Consider the following 17,369-nt stretch of genomic DNA (forward strand, 5'->3'; position numbering starts at 1 on the left):
GAGCCCTCAGCCGGAGCCGGAGACACTGCCGGAGCCACCGCCGGAGCCACGGCCGGAGCCGGTCAGCGCACGACGGGCACCGAGGCGGTCACCTCCTCCGTCAGCCCCACCGGCCAGGTGTGCACCGGGTCGCCCTTGTGCATGAGCTCGCTGTACCTGCGGGTCGTCGCAGCCAGCGCCTCGTCCCGCTCCAGTCCGGCGGCGAGTGCCCGGTGGTAGGTGTCCACCTGCCAGGTCGCCCCGTTCACCCGGCGCCGGCAGCGCTCCTCGATGATGCCGAGGTAGTGGTCCCGGTCCGCGGGCTCGATGCCCCAGGCGTCCAACCCCGCAGCGGCCATGGGCAGCAGCTCGTCCAGGACCAGCCGTACGGCGGGCACGCTCGCCAGCCCCCCGGCCCGGCCGCGGCGCGGCCACCGCAGCCGCGCGTCGATGCCGTACCGGCAGGCCGCGTCGAAGTTGGCTTCCGCCTCGGCGAAGGGCAGCCGGGTCCAGACCGGGCGCGGTTCGTCCGCGAGGGTGCGTACGAGCCCGTAGTAGAAGGCGGCGTTGGCGACGACGTCGGCGACCGTCGGCCCGGCCGGCAGCACCCGGTTCTCCACGCGCAGGTGCGGCACCCCGTCGGCGACCCCGTACACGGGCCGGTTCCACCGGTAGACGGTGCCGTTGTGCAGGACCAGTTCCTGCAGGCCCGGTACCCCGCCCTCGTTGAGCACCCGGAGCGGCTCCTCCTCGTCGCATATGGGCAACAGGGAGGGGAAGTAGCGGACGTTCTCGGCGAAGAGCTCGTACGCCGAGTCCACCCACCGCTCCCCGAACCACGTGCGGGGCCGCACGCCCTGCGCCTGGAGCTCGGGCGGCCGGGTGTCGGTGGCCTGCGTGAACAGCGGCGGCCGCGACTCCCGCCACAGCTCGCGCCCGAACAGGAAGGGCGAATTGGCGCCGACGGCTATCTGTGCCGCGGCCACCGCCTGCGCCGCGTTCCAGACCGCCGAGAACCGGGCCGGCGTCACCTGCAGGTGCAGCTGTACGGAGGTGCAAGCGGCCTCCGGCACGATCGACCCGGAGGTCCAGATCAGCCGTTCGACGCCGTCGATGTCGAGCGTGAAGTCCTCCCCGCGCATCATCAGGATCTGCTCGTTGAGCAGCGAGTAGCGGTCCACCGCCGAAAGGTTCGCGGTGACCAGGTCGGCGCGGGAGATCGTCGGCAGAATGCCGATCATCACCACTCCGGCGTCGATCTCCGCGGCCTTCCGGTGGGCATAGCCCAGCCCGGCGCTGAGTTCCTCGGCGAGCCGGTCGAATACTCGACCACCCAGCCGGTGCGGAAGGACGTTCACCTCCAGGTTGAACATTCCCAGTTCGGTTTGAAAATCAGGGCTCGCAATCCGCTCCAGCACCTGCGCATTCACCATTCTCGGCAATCCGTCGGCACCCGCGAGATTCAGCTCGATCTCCAGTCCCATCATGTTCTTCGGGCGATCGAACCTCTTCTCCGCCAGGAGCCGCTCCAGTCCCTCCAGGCACTCGTGGAGCTTCCTTCGATACCGCTGCCGATCGGACAGGTCGAATCCGCCCGCCACGACCTTCTCCCCCATCGAAGCGTCCCTCCTCGAGTGGGCCTGGCCCGGTACACCCCAGGCGCGCGTTACGGTCGATGATGCCCCGGCAGCGTGATCCATAACGCGCGGGGGGCGTGCGTGACGAGGAGCGCGCGCCGGTTTGGCCGAAGGGCGCTTCGGCACATTCACTTGGCAAGTCGCGGTATGCAAATTCCGCTTCGACTTTGCCTCGTTGGGATAACCGAAGCTTTCCAGCCGAGCCCCCATCCGGTAACCTCCGAGGTCAGCGCGACATGTTCGCGCGCAGCCGCCATGAACGTCATGTCAGCGGGTCCGGTAAGCGCCTTGCCGGCAATAGGCGGGACAGCTAGCCGAAACACTGCGTGAACACATGTCGTATAAACTCCGCAAACGAGGCAGAGAGTTGGCGCGCGGCCATTGCCCCTCGGCCCCCCTCTGGCCCCAGAATGCGAGTCCGCACCTGCCCCCGTTCCACCGGTCTCCCAAGTGAGAGGCGACCCACCATGCCGCTGCATGTCCCTCCGGCTCCCGCGCCCGCCCTGCGCAGCGTCCTCGCGGCACTCGGTTCCCCCACCGCCGTCCACGAGGCGCACACCCCGGCCCTGCGCGCGATCCAAGGGCCGCTGACCGCCGAACTCCCGCTTCCGGTGCACGTCCTCGACCGGCTGGGCATGTCCAACCTCGCGGCCGGCGGCAGGCCGCCGCGCACCCGGCTCACGGGCTGGCGGTTCCTGATCCGCAGCGGGGACCGCTACGTCGCGGCGGCCGACACCCGGCTGACTCCCGACGGCTGGGTCTTCTCCCATTTCTTCGAGGGCCCCTACGTCGCGGCCACCGAACGCGCCCTGCGTCAGGCGGAGTCCCTCACCACCGGCTACCAGCCACGGCTGCTGTCGGTTCCGGAGCTCTACATGCTGACCCTGTGGCTGCACGGGGCGGTGGGCGCGGACGCCGCCGCCGGGCTACCGGCCGGCGAGGACCTGCTGGTACCCCTCGCCCCGGCCCCGCCCGGCATCGCCGCGCACCGGCCGCATCCGGTATCCGAGCTGCTGCCCGTACTCACCCGTCGGCTCACCCCGACACCGACGGCGCCGCCCCCCTCCCTGGCCGCACCCGCCGCCTGACCTGAATCACCCATTCGGCCTAGTCCACCCGGGCCACTCGCGAACCATCCGAAATGACAGGGGAGTTGGCCTGAACCGCCCGCACGAGTGATGCGTCATCAATCTGTGAGGACGGCTGCCGGGAAATACCTGCGAAGCGGCTGTCATGGAGGAAGACTGATGACACGCTCCCCGCGGGTGCGGGGATGACCCAGGGGGACGGCCATGAATCACGCATCGAGCCGTAGCACACAGACCACACCGCAGCGAAAGAACGCATCCATGTGCCAGCACCAGCCAGCCTGCCCGTCAGCCGAATCCGCCGACCGGGAGGCCGCGCGCCCGGTGGCCAACCACCCGGAGCAGGGCTGGAGCCTGCTGTGCAATGGCGTCCTCCTCTTCGAGGACACCGGTGAACTGCTGCCGGACGGCCAGATCATCGCCCCGCACCGCCCGCTCGCGGCGGCCTAGGCGAAGCCGTCCGGTCGACCGTAGCGAACGACGAAGGGGCTGGTCCGGGAGAATCTCCCGGACCAGCCCCTTCTTCATGCCGTACGACCGTCATGCGGCGGTCGTACGACGCGGTACACCTCAGGCGTCGTACTCGTCCAGCGGCGGGCAGGAGCACACCAGGTTCCGGTCACCGAAGGCACCGTCGATGCGGCGCACCGGCGGCCAGTACTTCTCGGCGGCCGTGACCCCGCCCGGGAAGACGGCCTCGTCCCGGGTGTACGGGTGGTTCCACTCGCCGCCCAGCGCCGCCGCGGTGTGCGGGGAGTTCGCCAGCGGGTTGTCGTCCACCGGCCACTCACCGCCCGCGACCCGTTCGATCTCACCGCGGATGGCGATCATCGCGTCGCAGAAGCGGTCGATCTCGGCGAGGTCCTCGGACTCCGTCGGCTCGATCATCAGCGTGCCGGCGACCGGGAAGGACATGGTCGGCGCGTGGAAGCCGTAGTCGATCAGGCGCTTGGCGATGTCGTCGACGCTCACGCCCGTGGCCTTCGACAGCGGCCGCAGGTCGATGATGCACTCGTGCGCGACCAGGTTGCCCGGGCCGGTGTAGAGCACCGGGTAGTGCGGCTCCAGGCGCTTGGCGATGTAGTTGGCGCCGAGCACCGCCACCTGGGTGGCGCGCTTGAGGCCCTCGCCACCCATCAGGCGCACGTACGACCACGAGATCGGCAGGATGCCCGCCGAACCCCACGGAGCGGCCGAGATCGGGCCGACGCCCGTCTCCGGGCCCGCGGTCGGCTGGAGCGGGTGGTTCGGCAGGTACGGGGCCAGGTGCGCCCGGACACCGACCGGGCCGACGCCCGGACCGCCGCCGCCGTGCGGGATGCAGAAGGTCTTGTGCAGGTTCAGGTGCGAGACGTCGCCGCCGAAGTGACCCGGCTTGGCCAGGCCCACCAGGGCGTTCAGGTTGGCACCGTCGACGTAGACCTGGCCGCCGGCCTCGTGCACCTGGGCGCAGATGTCGGCGACGTGCTCCTCGAACACACCGTGCGTCGAGGGGTACGTGATCATCAGCACGGCGAGCTCGTCACGGTGCTGCTCGATCTTGGCGCGCAGGTCGGCCGTGTCCACCTCGCCGTCATCGGCGGTCTTGACGACGACGACCTTCATGCCTGCCATCACGGCGCTGGCGGCGTTGGTGCCGTGCGCGGAGGACGGGATCAGGCAGACGGTGCGCTGCTCGTCGCCGTTGGCCCGGTGGTAGGCACGGACGGCCAGCAGGCCGGCGAGCTCGCCCTGGGAGCCCGCGTTCGGCTGGATGGAGACCTTGTCGTAGCCGGTCACCTCGCAGAGACGTTCCTCCAGCTCGGTGATGAGCGTGAGGTAGCCCTCGGCCTGCTCGACCGGCGCGAAGGGGTGCAGCTGACCGAATTCGGGCCAGGTCACCGGCTCCATCTCGGTGGTCGCGTTGAGCTTCATGGTGCAGGAGCCCAGCGGGATCATGCCGCGGTCCAGCGCGTAGTCCTTGTCCGAGAGCCTGCGCAGGTAGCGCAGCATCGCGGTCTCGGAACGGTGCTGGTGGAAGACCGGGTGCGTCAGGTACGCGTCCGTGCGCAGCAGGCCCTCGGGCAGCGTGTCGACCGTGGTCGTGTCCAGCGCCTCGATGTCAGCGGTGACGCCGAAGGCGGCCCAGACGGCCTCGATGTCGGCGCGCAGGGTGGTCTCGTCACAGGCGACGGAGACGAGGTCGGCGTCCACCTGGAACAGGTTGACCCCGCCCTCGCGGGCGGCGGCGACGACCTCGGCGGCACGGCCCGGCACGCGGGCGGTGATCGTGTCGAAGTACGAGCCGTGCACGATCTCGACCCCGCCGGCCGTCAAACCGGCGGCGAGCAGGGTGGCGTAGCGGTGGGTGCGGTTCGCGATCGTCCGCAGGCCGTCCGGGCCGTGGTAGACGGCGTACATGCCAGCCATGACGGCGAGCAGCACCTGCGCGGTACAGATGTTGCTGGTGGCCTTCTCCCGGCGGATGTGCTGCTCACGGGTCTGCAGCGCCAGACGGTAGGCCTTGTTGCCGTCCGCGTCCACGGAGACGCCGACGAGGCGGCCGGGCAGCGAGCGGGCGTGCTTGTCCTGGACAGCCATGTAACCGGCGTGCGGTCCGCCGAAGCCCATCGGGACGCCGAAGCGCTGGGTGGTGCCGACGGCGATGTCCGCGCCGAGCGCGCCCGGGGAGGTCAGCAGGGTCAGCGCGAGCAGGTCCGCGGCGACGGCCACGATGGCACCGAGCTCGTGGGCCTGGTCGATGACGGGCTTGATGTCCCGGACGGCACCGGAGGCGCCGGGGTACTGGACCAGGACACCGTAGATGCCGCGCTCGGCGACCTCGGCCGGGATGCCGGCGGACAGGTCGGCGACGACGACCTCGATGCCGATCGGCTCGGCGCGGGTCTCGATCACGGCGATCGTCTGCGGCAGCGCGTCGGCGTCCACCAGGAAGACGTTGCCCTTGGACCGGCCCACGCGGCGGGCCAGGGTCATGGCCTCGGCGGCCGCGGTGCCCTCGTCGAGCAGCGAGGCGCCCGAGGTCGGCAGGCCGGTCAGTTCGGCGACGACCGTCTGGAAGTTCAGGAGCGCCTCGAGGCGGCCCTGGGAGATCTCCGGCTGGTAGGGCGTGTACGCCGTGTACCAGGCCGGGTTCTCCATGACGTTGCGGAGGATCACCGGCGGCGTGAAGGTCCCGTAGTAGCCGAGACCGATCATCGGGGAGAGGACCTGGTTGCGGTCGGCGAGCGAGCGCAGCTCGGCCAGCACCTCGGCCTCGGTGCGCGCCTCGGGCAGGTCGAGCGCCTCGGCGGTCTTGATCACATCCGGGACCGCGGCAGCGGTCAGTTCGTCCAGGGAGCCGTAGCCCACCTGGGCGAGCATCTTCGCCTGCGCCTCGGCATCCGGGCCGATGTGGCGCTGTTCGAAGGGGATGCCTCGCTCCAGCTGGGAGAGCGGAATGCGGTTGGCGGTCATGTACGGAGGCCTCCTGGTCGTATGACCTGCGAGGGGCACCACGGCGCGGGCACCCGGACGGCCTCCCCCTCTGTCATCTGCACCTGAGAGTTTCACCGGAGTCACGGGGGTCTCCCGAGAGTTCCGGCTTTCACCGTCGGTGAGGAGGGGGACCGGCACTGCACGCCCGGTACCCGCCCTGCTTTCCAGAGTGGCCTCGTCCGTGCGGTACGTATGCCTGAGAGATTCCGGGGAGGATTTGCTCCTTCGGCGCCTCCGTCACGTTCACTCGGAGGACTCTCCCGCACAGGGTCGACAGCCGTTCACCAGCGTACCAGCGAGGATCTGGACCCTCCCCGAGTGGCCTCCGCTGCGGATATGCACTTCTGTAGTCATTACGGAGCAGTTGCGACCTTTTGGAGGGACCGTGCAGACCGACATCGATCCGCGCAGCCTGATCGGCCGCAAGGCGTTCGACCGCAATGGCACCAAGATCGGCACGATCGACGAGGTCTACCTCGACGATGCCACGGGCGTCCCGGAGTGGGCCGCGGTCCGGACGGGACTCTTCAGCCGGGACGCCTTCGTCCCGCTGGAGCCGAGCGAGCTGGTGGGCGACACCCTGCGGGTGCCCTTCGAACGCGCCCTCATCAGGGACGCCCCGGACTTCGGGGTCGGGCGCCACCTCTCCCCCGAGCAGGAGCTGCAGCTCTACCACCACTACGGGCTGGACACGACCCTTCCGTCGGACTTCGACCGCGACTTCGGCCGTCTGGCGGGTGACGAGAACTAGGGGTCAGGGCCGCTCCCCCACGAGCGGCAACGGATCGGACGGCTCCAGCTCGGGGTCGTCCACCCGGAAGGTCCGCACCCGGCCGGGCTCCGATCCGGGCTGCTCGAACCGCACGGTCACCCGCCCGACCCCGCTGCCCTGCACCCATCCGGGCCCGTACACGGCATGTCGCACGTCGCTTCCGGCCGTCCAGCGCCGTTCGGGGGCCGGCTCCGGCTCCCCGAGTGGCTCAGCGACCCCCCGGGCGCCCTCGGCCGCCGTCTCGACGGCGCCGCCCGCCAGCGCCTCCCCTACGGCCCCGACCGTCCTGTCCGCTCCGTCAGCACTGTCAGTCCCACCAGTCCCGTCAGGCCTGCCAGTCCCACCAGACCCGTCACTGCCGTCAGCCCTGTCAGTCCCGTCCGACTCAGCGGCGAGCGACTGCGCGAACAGGTCCTCCTGCGTGTAGTCCGCCAGCCCGCTCACCCCCACGCCCAGCAGCCGCACCCCGCCCGTGGTGTCCACGCCCTCCAGCAGCCGCCCCGCCGCCTCCCGCACCACCGCCGGGTCGTCCGTGGGCCCCCGCAGGGTCTCGGAGCGGGTCAGCGTGGAGAAGTCGTACCGCCTCACCTTGAGCACGATCGTGCGCCCCGAGTGCCCCGAGTCCCGCAGCCGCTGCACGCACCGGTCGGCGAGCCGCTGCACCTCGCCGCGGATCCGTACCCGGTCGTGCAGGTCCACGTCGAAGGTGTCCTCGACCGACACCGACTTCGCGTCCCGCTCCGCGACCACTCGCCGGTCGTCCAGCCCGAGGGCCATCCGGTACAGCCCGGCACCGGCGGAGCGGCCGACCATCCGGACCAGCTCGTCCTCCCCGGCCTCCGCCAGCTCCCCCACGGTCGTGATCCCGGCCCGGCGCAGGTGCTCGCCCGTGGCCGGCCCCACCCCGGGCAGGGTCCGTACCGACATCGGCGCGAGCAGCTCGCGCTCGGTCCCCGGCTCGATCAGCAGCAGTCCGGCCGGCTTGGCCTCCTCGGAGGCCACCTTGGCCAGCATCTTCGACCCGGCCAGCCCCACCGATCCGCTGAGCCCCGTGGCGGCCCGGATGTCGGCCCGCAGCCGCTCCCCCGCCTCCCGCGCACTGCGCGAGTCGAAGGCCACCCCGCCCGCCTCCAGGTCCACGAAGGCCTCGTCCAGGCTCAGGGGCTCCACCAGGGGCGACAGTTCCCGCAGCATGGCCATCACCACGTCGCTGACCTGCCGGTAGAGGCTGAAGCGGGGGACCAGGTACGCGCCGTTCGGGCAGAGCCGGCGCGCCTGCCCCATCGGCATCGCGGAGTGCACCCCGAAGCGCCTGGCCTCGTACGAGGCCGTGGCGACGACCCCGCGCGGCCCGAGGCCGCCGACGATGACCGCCTTGCCGCGCAGACTCGGCTTCGACGCCTGCTCCACGGAGGCGTAGAAGGCATCCATGTCCAGATGCAGGATGGTCGGCGCGGCTCTCACAGCCCGATGCTGCCCTACGCCACTGACAATGCCCCGGATCGGGTCAGACGGCCCGGTTGCGGCGGGCGGCCAGCTCGTCCGTCGGGTTGTGCCGCACCAGGGTCTCGCCCGTGTCCACGCGCTCCCCGTGGAGCTGCGACAGCGCGCTCTCGACGTCGCGCCACACCACGCCCACGGCAATGCCGAAGACGCCCTGCCCGCCCTGGAGCAGGCTGACGACCTGGTCCGGCGAGGTGCACTCGTACACGGTGGCGCCGTCGCTCATCAGCGTCATCCGTTCGAGGTCCGAGAGCTCCCGGTCGTGCAGGTGCTGGACCGCCGTGCGGATGTTCTGCAGCGCCACCCCGGTGTCCAGGAAACGCTTGACGATCTTGAGGAGCACGACGTCGCGGAAGCTGTAGAGCCGCTGCGTCCCCGCCCCGTGGGCGGCCCGCACGCTGGGCTCCACCAGCCCGGTCCGGGACCAGTAGTCGAGCTGCCGGTAGGTGATGCCGGCCGCGGCGCACGCCGTGGGCCCGCGGTATCCGATCTGCTCGGGCTCCGGGTCCGCGCCCACCGGTCCGACCGGCGTCGACTCCGGCTGACGGCGCGCAGCACCGACCGAACCGCCGTGCAGCGGGTACGGCCCAGCCTCACTCCGTGCGGGGGTGCCCCCGGTCGTACCGTCGCCCGTGATCCTCACGCCGACCCTCCGTCCTTGACCTGCCCACCTCGAAGGTAGGCAGTCACCAGGGGTGCGTCAACGATCGCCACACTCGGCACGCCGAGTGATAATCACCCTGAGAGTGGTTTCCCGTATCCCTTTGCGTGGAAAGGCTAATCGAATGGCCTGAGGATCCCCGAGGACGACGCGGCCGACACCTCACTGCGGGCCGGTGCCGAAGTCCTCCGGTGAGATCTGGTCGAGGAACTCGCGGAACTTCTCCACCTCGTCCTCCTGCTCGTCCGGAATGGCGATTCCGGCGTCGTCCAGCACGCCGTCACTGCCGTAGATCGGCGTCCCCGTCCGCAGGGCGAGGGCTATGGCGTCGGAAGGACGCGCACTCACCTCGACCCCGCTGGCGAAGACGAGCTCCGCGTAGAAGACGCCCTCCCGCAGATCCGTGATCCGGACCTCGGTGAGCTCCTCGCCGATCGCCTCCAGCACGTCCTTGAACAGGTCGTGCGTCAGCGGTCGAGCAGGGGCCATCCCCTGCTGCGCGAAGGCAATGGCGGTCGCCTCCCCTGGACCGATCCAGATGGGGAGGTACCGGTCGCCTCCCACTTCACGCAGGAGCACGATCGGTTGGTTGGAGGGCATTTCCACCCGGACACCCACAACGTCGAGCTCGTTCACACAGTAACCCTAGGACCTGCTCGACAGGTTTGGGTAGTCGGGCCCCCCACCTCAGGGCAGTCGGACCCCGAGAGCGGTCTGTACGAACGCCTCGTGGAGCCGCACGGACAGTCCCGCGAGCTCCTTCAAAGTGGCCTCCGCATGGGCCCTCGTCTGCGGATTGCGGTGCCGGCGCAGCGGTGCCACCACCTGCTCCACCAGCCCGGCCTCGCGGTCCGCGGCGGCCTTCATCGCACGCAGGTGCCGCGGCTCCAACCCGAAACGGCCCAGGTCGGCCACCAGTCGGGCCACCGTCACCGCCTCGGCGTCGAATCCGCCGTCGGCGCCTTCGGCCAGCAGCCCGTACGACTCCCACTCGACCAGTTGCACCTCGTCCACCCCGGCGGCCGCGAGGAGCTCGGCCCGGCCCACCCGGGCCACGGTGGGCCGCTCCTGTCCCGCTTCCCCGTAGACGGCCGCCGGTACGGCAGGATCGGTGGCGTCCCCGTGCGCGGTCGGTGCCGGAATGCGGATCTGCTCCCCGCGGGCGAGCGCGTCGAGCTGCTCGCGAATGACCTTCAGCGGTAGGTAGTGGTCGCGCTGCAGGCGCAGGATCCGAGCGAGCCGCTCCACGTCTTCGGTGCTGAACTTGCGGTATCCCGAAGGTGTGCGCCGGGGCTCGACGAGTCCCTCCGCCTCCAGAAAACGGATCTTCGAGATGGTGACTTCGGGGAATTCGTCACGCAGCGTGGTGAGCACCGTGCCGATGCTCACCAGCCGCCCGGCCGGGCCGGCGGTGCCGGCGGTGCCGGCGGCGCCACTCCTCGGGGCACCGCCGGTCGGGGTACGCAGCATGGAACCTTCCCTTTGAGGGTCAGATGCCCCGCAGGCTCGCGTAGAAGACCAGCCGGTACTTGCCGATCTGCACCTCGTCGCCGTTCTGCAGGGCGACGGAGTCGATCGGTTCACGGTTCACGTACGTGCCGTTGAGGCTGCCGACGTCGGCGACGGTGAAGCCGCCCTCCTGGCCCCTGCGGAATTCGACGTGCCGCCGGGAGACGGTGACGTCGTCCAGGAAGATGTCGCTCTGCGGGTGGCGGCCGGCCGTGGTCAGCTCACCGTCCAGCAGGAAACGGCTCCCGGAGTTGGGACCGCGCCGCACGATGAGCAGAGCGGAACCGGGGGGCAGCGCTTCCACCGCGGCCTGCGCCTCGGGGGACAGCGAGGAGGACGACACGTGCGGTTGTCCGGACACCTCGGCCTCGTAGGCCTCGAGGCCCGAGATCGAGATCGTGGACGTGGTCTCCGAGGCACGCTCCGGCGTCAGACCCGCCCGCAGCGGCGCACCGCAGTTCGAGCAGAACCGACTGGCCGCATCGCTGCGGTGTCCGCACCTGCTGCAAATCTGCTCGGCCGACATGGACGGCTCCTCGCGCCGCGGCTGCCCCGCGGATGCATTGGTGGCATACGGGTCGGGGGCAAACCCTCCACCCGCACTTGAGGTTGATGGTCCACCGAAACCTATGCGTCCGGTACCAGCAGGGTCAACAGCCGACGCGCCGGGGGCACCCGAAACATCCCCCGCGCCGGCGACCTCGTCACGGAAGAGCGGCCGGTCGCCCTGCCCTTCCGCCTCACCGTGTCCGGCGCGGTGCCGTGCCGTGCCGCCTTCCTCACGGTTCTTCTTGCCGAACAACTTCTCAAACAACTTCACGGGCGATTCCCCTTGACTGAAACAGACCCGCCCGTGGGGCAGGACGAACTCCGAATGCAGACACCTGCCGACCCGGACATTCTGACAACGTCCGTAACCACCAGACAGTTTCCACCACGCACCGCGACTTCGGTGCGCCGACCCCCCGCAGGCATCCGCCCGCGTGGGCCGCTCGACCCTTCACTCCGATTCATCACGATGACGACCGAGCGTAGTCAGGCTGCTTCGCAGCCCGCAAGGCATCCACAACGATCTTCGCCGACCGTGTGACGGCGACGGTGGCCTGCTCCTTCTCCAGCGTCTGGACGACACCGCCGGGGATGTTCAACGCGGGCTCCAGATCCTGGGGCTTGCCGATGACCTTGAATTCGTAGGGTTGTGTGATCTTCTTGCCGTCGATGGAGACCCCGCCGTTCTCGTCCGAGAAGTACGAGCCCGCCACGATGCGCACGCCGTTGATCTGGATCGCCTCGGCCCCCGCCGCCCGCAGCTCCTGAAGCGTGTCCAGCAACTGGTCGGACTGCACCTGACCCGTGAGATCCGTGATCTTCAGCGTGATGCCCGGTCCTTGGGCTGCCACCGTACCGGCCAGGATGCCGAGTTGGCGTTCCTTCTCGACCGTCTGCTTGCGGGCCTCCTCGGCCTGGTTGGAGCTGCTCTCCAGTTCCTTGCGCTGGTCCTCCAGCCGCTGCTTCTCGTCCTCCAGGCGCTTGGTCCGTCCGTCGAGCTCGTCGAGGATCCGTACGAGGTCCTCCTGGCGGGCCCCGCGCAGCGCGCTGGAGTCGCTGTTGGACCGGACCTGGATCGCGAGTCCCAGCCCCAGGACGAACAGCAGCAGCGCCACGATCAGTTGGGCGCGACTCACCCGCGGTGGCCACAGCCCGGCCGCGAGCCGCTGCCGACCGGTCTCCTCGGGCTGCCCCGGTACCTCCTTGGACGGCTCCGACGCCTCCTGCGGTTCCGGCGACTGCAGGGGTCGTGGCGACTTCGGGGGCTCCGAGGACTGCGCGGGCCGCAGGGACTCCGGAGACTGCGGGGTCCCAGGTGCCCTCGGGGGCTGCGGCGTCTTTGGAGGCTGCGGCGCCGTCGGGGGCTGCGGCGCCGTCGAGGGCTGCGGGCCCTCCGGAGACTTCGTGGGCTCCGGGGCCTTCGGGGGCTCCGGCGGCCGGCCCGCGCCCCCCTGCTCCTCGGGGCTGTCGTTCGTGCTCATCGGCCTCACGCCCGGAACACGTGCCGGCGGATGGCCGCGGCGTTGGAGAAGATGCGGATGCCGAGGACCACGACCACACCCGTGGACAGCTGCGAGCCGACCCCGAGCTTGTCACCGAGGAAGACGATCAGCGCGGCCACGACCACGTTCGACAGGAACGACACCACGAAGACCTTGTCCACGAAGATGCCGTCCAGCATCGCGCGGAGGCCGCCGAACACCGCGTCCAGCGCCGCCACCACGGCGATCGGCAGATATGGCTCCACCACGGCCGGCACTTCGGGCCGGACCAGAAGTCCGGCCACCACTCCGGCCAAGAGGCCCAGTACCGCGATCACGATGCACCCTTCTGCTGCTCTGCCGGTGTAGCTGTTCGTACGGTCAGACTCGATGCGGCCGGCAGCCGCAGGTCGTCCGCCGGGGACAGGGCGTAACGGATCCCGTAGCTCTCCTGCAACACGTGCAGGTACTGTCCGTCCGCCGAGTCCTGGAAGGCCGTGCCGAGCCGTTTCTTGTCCCCCACCGCCAGCACTTCATACGGCGGCACCAGCGGCCTGTTGTCGACCAGTATCGCGTCACCCGCGGCCCTGATCGCCGACAGTTCCGTCAGCCGCTGCCCGTTGATGGAGATGGCCTCCGCCCCGGACTGCCAGAGCCCGTTGACGATCTTCTGCAGGTCACGGTCGCGGAGCCGGCCGGTGTCCGAGAAACCGGAGCTCTCGCGCGGTTTGCCACCACCGCCCGAAGACGCGCCCTTCGCGTCGTCCACCACCAGTTTGATCCCCGGCCCGTGGACCTCCGTGGCACCCGCCAGCAGGGCCACGAGCTCGCCCTGGCCCCCGCCGGGCTGCTTCAGTGCCGCACGCTGGCGGCCCGCGACATCGGTCCTGAGGCGGTCGATGTCACGCTCCAGGCCGTGCGCGCGGTCGTCCGCCCGCTCCACCCGGTCGATCAGTTCCTGACGCTCCTTGGCCAGCACCGGCGCGGCTATCTGCGCCTCGGCCGCACCGAGCGTGACGACCATGGCGGTGACGACGAGCCCGGCGGCGAGCCCCAGTTTGGCCTTGAGGGTCCGCGGCAGACCCGCCGTACCCTCCGCCTCGCGCCGGGCCGCCGCCTCCGCGTAGCCCTCGTCGAGACTGTGGTCCATCACGTGCGTCAGCAGCGACATGGAAGCGTCCGGGCGCGCGGGCACAGGAGACGCCGAAGTCCGGTTGTGGGGCGGCTGCGACATGCCGCACATCGTCGCATGTCGGCAGCACACTCACCCAATGCGTCCATCCGGTGGGCCGGGCCGGCACTCCCCGCGCCCGGCCCACCGGACTTCCGCGCTACGTCATCGCGTGCCGGGCACTCACTGCCCGGCGCCCTCCACGACGCCCGCCCACTCGTCGAGCAGGGCCTGCGCGGTGCCGCCGTCGGGGCCCTCGGCCCACAGGTGGGTCACCGCTTCCGCCGGGTCCGGCAGGACCAGCGCCCACCGTCCGTCGGCCTCGACCACCCGCACCCCGTCCGTGGTGTCCACCTGCCGGTCACCGGCCGCCTCCACGACCCGCCGCATGACGAGCCCCTTCACCGCCCACGGCGTCGAAACGTCCCGCTTGAGCACGTGGGCCCGCGGGATCCGGGCGTCGATCTGGCTCAGCGTGAGCTGTGTGCGCGCCACCAGCCCGAGCAGTTGTACGAAGGCGGCCGAACCGTCGAAGACGCTGCTGAACTCGGGAACGATGAAGCCGCCCTGGCCGTCGCCGCCGAAGATGGTGTTCTCCGCGCGGCCCACCCGGGTCAGGTCGTCGGGCGAGGTCGTCGTCCACTCGACCTGTGTGCCGTGGTAGGCCGCCACCTGCTCGGCCACCCTGGTCGTGGTCACCGGCAGCGCGACCTTGCCGCTGCGCTTCTCCGCGGCCACCAGGTCGAGCATCACCAGGAGCGCCCGGTCGTCCTCGATGATCCGCCCGCGCTCGTCCACCAGCGAGATCCGCTCGCCCACCGGGTCGAACCGCACCCCGAAGGCGGCCCTCGCGGAGGCCACGATCTCTCCCAGCCGCACCAGCCCGGCCCGCCGGGATTCCCTGGTCTCGGTCGGCCGGGACTCGTCGAGCCCGGGGTTGATCGTCAGCGCGTCCACACCGAGCCGGCCCAGCAGGCTGGGCAGAACCAGTCCGGCGCTTCCGTTCGAGGCGTCCACGACCACCTTGAGCCCGGCATCGGCGATGCCGGTGGTGTCCACCCGCCGCAGCAGCGAGCCGGTGTAGGCGTCGAAGACGCTGCCCGGGAACTGCAGGTCTCCGATCTCTCCGGGGAACGCCCGCCGGTACTCCTGGCGTGCGTAGACCCGGTCCAGCTTGCGCTGTCCCTGGAGCGAGAGGTCCGCTCCCCGCTCGTCGAGGAACATGATGTCCACCGAGTCGGGCACACCGGGCGAGGTCCGTAGGACGATCCCGCCGGCGCTGCCGCGCGCGGTCTGCTGCCGTGCCACGGGCAGCGGTACGTTCTCCAGGTCTCGTACGTTGATGGCGCTGGCCTGGAGCGCGGAGATCACGGCCCGTTTGAGCGCCCTGGCGCCTCGGGAGTGGTCACGGGCCGTGGTGACGGTCGCCCCCTTCTTCAGGGTCGTGGCGTACGCGCCGGCGAGCCGGACCACCACTTCCGGGGTGATCTCCACGTTCAGGATTCCGGAGACCCCGCGCGCGCCGAACAGGTGCGCCTGGCCGCGGGACTCCCAGATAACCGACTCGTTGACGAAGGCACCGGCCTCGATCGTCTTGAAGGGGTAGACCCGCACGTTCCCCTGGACGATGGATTCCTCACCGATGAGGCACTCGTCGCCGATGACGGCGCCGTCCTCGATCCGCGCGGCCCGCATGATGTCGGTGTTCTTCCCGATGACGCAGCCACGCAGATTGCTGTGCGGTCCGATGTACACGTTGTCGTGGACGACGGCCCGGTGCAGGAAGGCCCCGCTCTTGACGACGACGTTCGACCCGATGACGGTGTGCTCGCGGATTTCCGCGCCGGCTTCGACCTTGGCGTAGTCCCCGATGTAGAGCGGCCCGCGGAGCACCGCGTCGGGGCTCACCTCGGCCCCTTCGGCGATCCACACCCCGGGGGAGATCTCGAAGCCGTCCATCTCGATCTGGACCTTGCCCTCGAGCACGTCGGCCTGCGCCTTGACGTAGCTCTCGTGCGTGCCGACGTCCTCCCAGTAGCCCTCGGCGACGTAGCCGTAGATGGGCCGGCCTTCCTTCATCAGCTGGGGGAAGACGTCACCGGACCAGTCGACGGAGACATCGGGATCCACGTAGTCGAAGACCTCGGGCTCCATGACGTAGATGCCGGTGTTGACGGTGTCCGAGAACACCTGCCCCCAGGTCGGCTTCTCCAGGAACCGTTCGACCTTGCCCGCCTCGTCCACGATCGTGATGCCGAATTCCAGTGGGTTCGGCACCCGGGTCAGGCACACCGTGACGAGGGCTCCCTTCTCTTTGTGGAAGCGGATCAGATCGGTGAGGTCGAAGTCGGTGAGCGCATCGCCGGAAATGACGACGAAGGCGTCGTCCTTCAGTGCCTCCTCGGCATTCTTGACGCTGCCGGCGGTCCCGAGTGGCTTCTCCTCATGGGCGTAGGTGAGCTCCATTCCGAGCTCTTCGCCATCCCCGAAATAGTTCTTGACGAGTGACGCCAGGAACTGCACGGTGACCACGGTCTCGCTGAGCCCGTGCCGCTTGAGCAGCCTGAGCACATGCTCCATGATCGGCCGGTTGGCCACCGGCAGGAGCGGCTTGGGCATGCTCGACGTCATGGGGCGAAGACGCGTGCCCTCGCCACCGGCCATCACGACGGCCTTCATGTCGGAAGAGTCCTCCTTGGGAGACGACAGTCGTGCCGACCCTCGCCCGTCTCGGTCGGTGACTCCGCGACTCCTCCGCGTCATCCGGCGCCGGGCGGGCTCAATCGGCCGTGGTGTCAGCCTTCACCAGACGGCGGACTTGAACCACGTAAAGGATTCCTGCCCACCAGTAGAGGGTTGTACCCCATACAGCGAACGCCCATCCGAAAACTGACGCCAACCAGGCCAACCAGCCGCTTCCGTCACTGAGCAGCAGCAACGGAAACGCGTACATCAGGTTGAAGGTGGCGGCCTTGCCGAGGAAGTTGACCTGCGGCGGCGGATATCCGTGACGGCGCAGGATCCACACCATGACCAGCAACATCAGCTCGCGCGCCAGCAACGCTCCGGTGAGCCACAGCGGCAGAAGCCCGCGATAAGTCAGACCGAAGAGCGTCGACAGGATGTAGAGCCGGTCCGCGGCAGGATCGAGCAGCCGGCCGAGCTTGCTGATCTGATTCCAGCGCCGCGCGAGCTTCCCGTCGAGGTAGTCGCTGATCCCGCTGAGCATGAGGACGGCCAGGGCCCACCCGTCGTACTCCGCAAGGATCAACCACAAGAACAGGGGTACGCCGGCGAGGCGAGCCATGCTCAGGATGTTGGGAATGGTGAAAATTCGGTCAGTCTGAACCCGAGTCTCCTGGACCTCCACCCGGGGGCCTCCACTGTGACTGTAGAAATGTGGTCGTTCGATGCCTCCTGACCCTACAGGAGACCGCACACGTGTCCTGAACGCAGAAAAGCCCCGCACCGAACCCATAAAGGGCTGGTGCGGGGCTTCCGCAATAATTGTTCGGCGGCGTCCTACTCTCCCACAGGGTCCC

Annotated in this window: 15 protein-coding genes and 1 riboswitch; of the genes, 3 read left to right on the forward strand and 12 right to left on the reverse strand. The window is 69.8% G+C overall.

The genetic code is table 11. The features are described from left to right. Positions 1-62: 62 nt before the first annotated feature. Positions 63-1,595, reverse strand: a complete 1,533-nt coding sequence (locus ACIQK6_RS29810; RefSeq protein ID WP_402695771.1) for a glutamate-cysteine ligase family protein — start codon at positions 1,593-1,595, stop codon at positions 63-65. A gap of 488 nt (positions 1,596-2,083) precedes the next feature. On the opposite strand from ACIQK6_RS29810, the gene ACIQK6_RS29815 reads away from it, so the two are divergent. Together ACIQK6_RS29815 and ACIQK6_RS29820 are read left to right on the forward strand one after the other, a co-directional pair. Beyond that, entirely contained in the window at positions 2,084-2,704 is a 621-nt protein-coding gene (locus tag ACIQK6_RS29815) for a hypothetical protein (protein WP_329104270.1), read from the forward strand. Between the two features lie 261 nt (positions 2,705-2,965). Beyond that, positions 2,966-3,154, forward strand: a complete 189-nt coding sequence (locus tag ACIQK6_RS29820; RefSeq protein ID WP_030009772.1) for a DUF5999 family protein — start codon at positions 2,966-2,968, stop codon at positions 3,152-3,154. Positions 3,155-3,274: 120 nt separating this feature from the next. Here ACIQK6_RS29820 and gcvP read toward each other — a convergent pair whose 3' ends face one another. Continuing rightward, on the reverse strand, positions 3,275-6,160 hold the full coding sequence (gcvP, locus tag ACIQK6_RS29825) for an aminomethyl-transferring glycine dehydrogenase (RefSeq protein WP_329104268.1): 2,886 nt from the start codon (positions 6,158-6,160) through the stop codon (positions 3,275-3,277). 195 nt (positions 6,161-6,355) lie between these two features. After that, positions 6,356-6,454: riboswitch (glycine riboswitch) on the reverse strand. Between the two features lie 112 nt (positions 6,455-6,566). On the opposite strand from gcvP, the gene ACIQK6_RS29830 reads away from it, so the two are divergent. After that, positions 6,567-6,932, forward strand: a complete 366-nt coding sequence (locus ACIQK6_RS29830; protein WP_329104266.1) for a PRC-barrel domain-containing protein — start codon at positions 6,567-6,569, stop codon at positions 6,930-6,932. Positions 6,933-6,935: 3 nt separating this feature from the next. On the opposite strand, the gene ACIQK6_RS29835 is transcribed toward ACIQK6_RS29830, so the two are convergent. The 10 genes from ACIQK6_RS29835 to ACIQK6_RS29880 form a co-directional block, all read right to left on the reverse strand. After that, entirely contained in the window at positions 6,936-8,417 is a 1,482-nt protein-coding gene (locus ACIQK6_RS29835) for a DNA polymerase IV (RefSeq protein ID WP_402695773.1), read from the reverse strand. Positions 8,418-8,460: 43 nt separating this feature from the next. Then, positions 8,461-9,099 (reverse strand): MerR family transcriptional regulator, encoded by a 639-nt coding sequence (locus ACIQK6_RS29840; RefSeq protein WP_329104262.1) that lies wholly within the window; start codon positions 9,097-9,099, stop codon positions 8,461-8,463. 180 nt (positions 9,100-9,279) lie between these two features. Beyond that, the gene (locus ACIQK6_RS29845) at positions 9,280-9,753 is read right to left on the reverse strand and encodes a bifunctional nuclease family protein (protein WP_030009777.1); all 474 of its coding nucleotides are present in this window, start codon (positions 9,751-9,753) and stop codon (positions 9,280-9,282) included. A gap of 51 nt (positions 9,754-9,804) precedes the next feature. Beyond that, entirely contained in the window at positions 9,805-10,587 is a 783-nt protein-coding gene (locus ACIQK6_RS29850; RefSeq protein ID WP_402695775.1) for a MerR family transcriptional regulator, read from the reverse strand. Between the two features lie 19 nt (positions 10,588-10,606). Then, the gene (locus tag ACIQK6_RS29855; RefSeq protein ID WP_402695789.1) at positions 10,607-11,554 is read right to left on the reverse strand and encodes an FHA domain-containing protein; all 948 of its coding nucleotides are present in this window, start codon (positions 11,552-11,554) and stop codon (positions 10,607-10,609) included. An 85-nt stretch (positions 11,555-11,639) separates the two neighbouring features. Continuing rightward, positions 11,640-12,656, reverse strand: coding sequence for a DUF881 domain-containing protein (locus tag ACIQK6_RS29860; RefSeq protein WP_329104258.1), 1,017 nt, complete (start codon positions 12,654-12,656; stop codon positions 11,640-11,642). A 5-nt stretch (positions 12,657-12,661) separates the two neighbouring features. Beyond that, on the reverse strand, positions 12,662-12,994 hold the full coding sequence (locus ACIQK6_RS29865; RefSeq protein ID WP_030010496.1) for a small basic family protein: 333 nt from the start codon (positions 12,992-12,994) through the stop codon (positions 12,662-12,664). Then, complete coding sequence (locus tag ACIQK6_RS29870) at positions 12,991-13,899, reverse strand: DUF881 domain-containing protein (RefSeq protein WP_329104256.1); 909 nt, start codon at positions 13,897-13,899, stop codon at positions 12,991-12,993. The genes ACIQK6_RS29865 and ACIQK6_RS29870 overlap by 4 nt, the downstream gene beginning before the upstream one ends. A gap of 111 nt (positions 13,900-14,010) precedes the next feature. Then, positions 14,011-16,506 carry a mannose-1-phosphate guanyltransferase gene (locus tag ACIQK6_RS29875; RefSeq protein ID WP_329104254.1) on the reverse strand — a complete coding sequence of 832 codons (2,496 nt, stop codon included), beginning with the start codon at positions 16,504-16,506 and terminating at the stop codon, positions 14,011-14,013. A gap of 100 nt (positions 16,507-16,606) precedes the next feature. Further along, a complete protein-coding gene (locus ACIQK6_RS29880; RefSeq protein ID WP_328791335.1) occupies positions 16,607-17,197 on the reverse strand; it encodes a CDP-alcohol phosphatidyltransferase family protein in 591 nt (196 codons plus the stop codon). Positions 17,198-17,369 lie beyond the last annotated feature (172 nt).

This window comes from Streptomyces sp. NPDC091682 (assembly GCF_044756625.1).
In the GTDB taxonomy this organism is placed as follows: domain Bacteria; phylum Actinomycetota; class Actinomycetes; order Streptomycetales; family Streptomycetaceae; genus Streptomyces.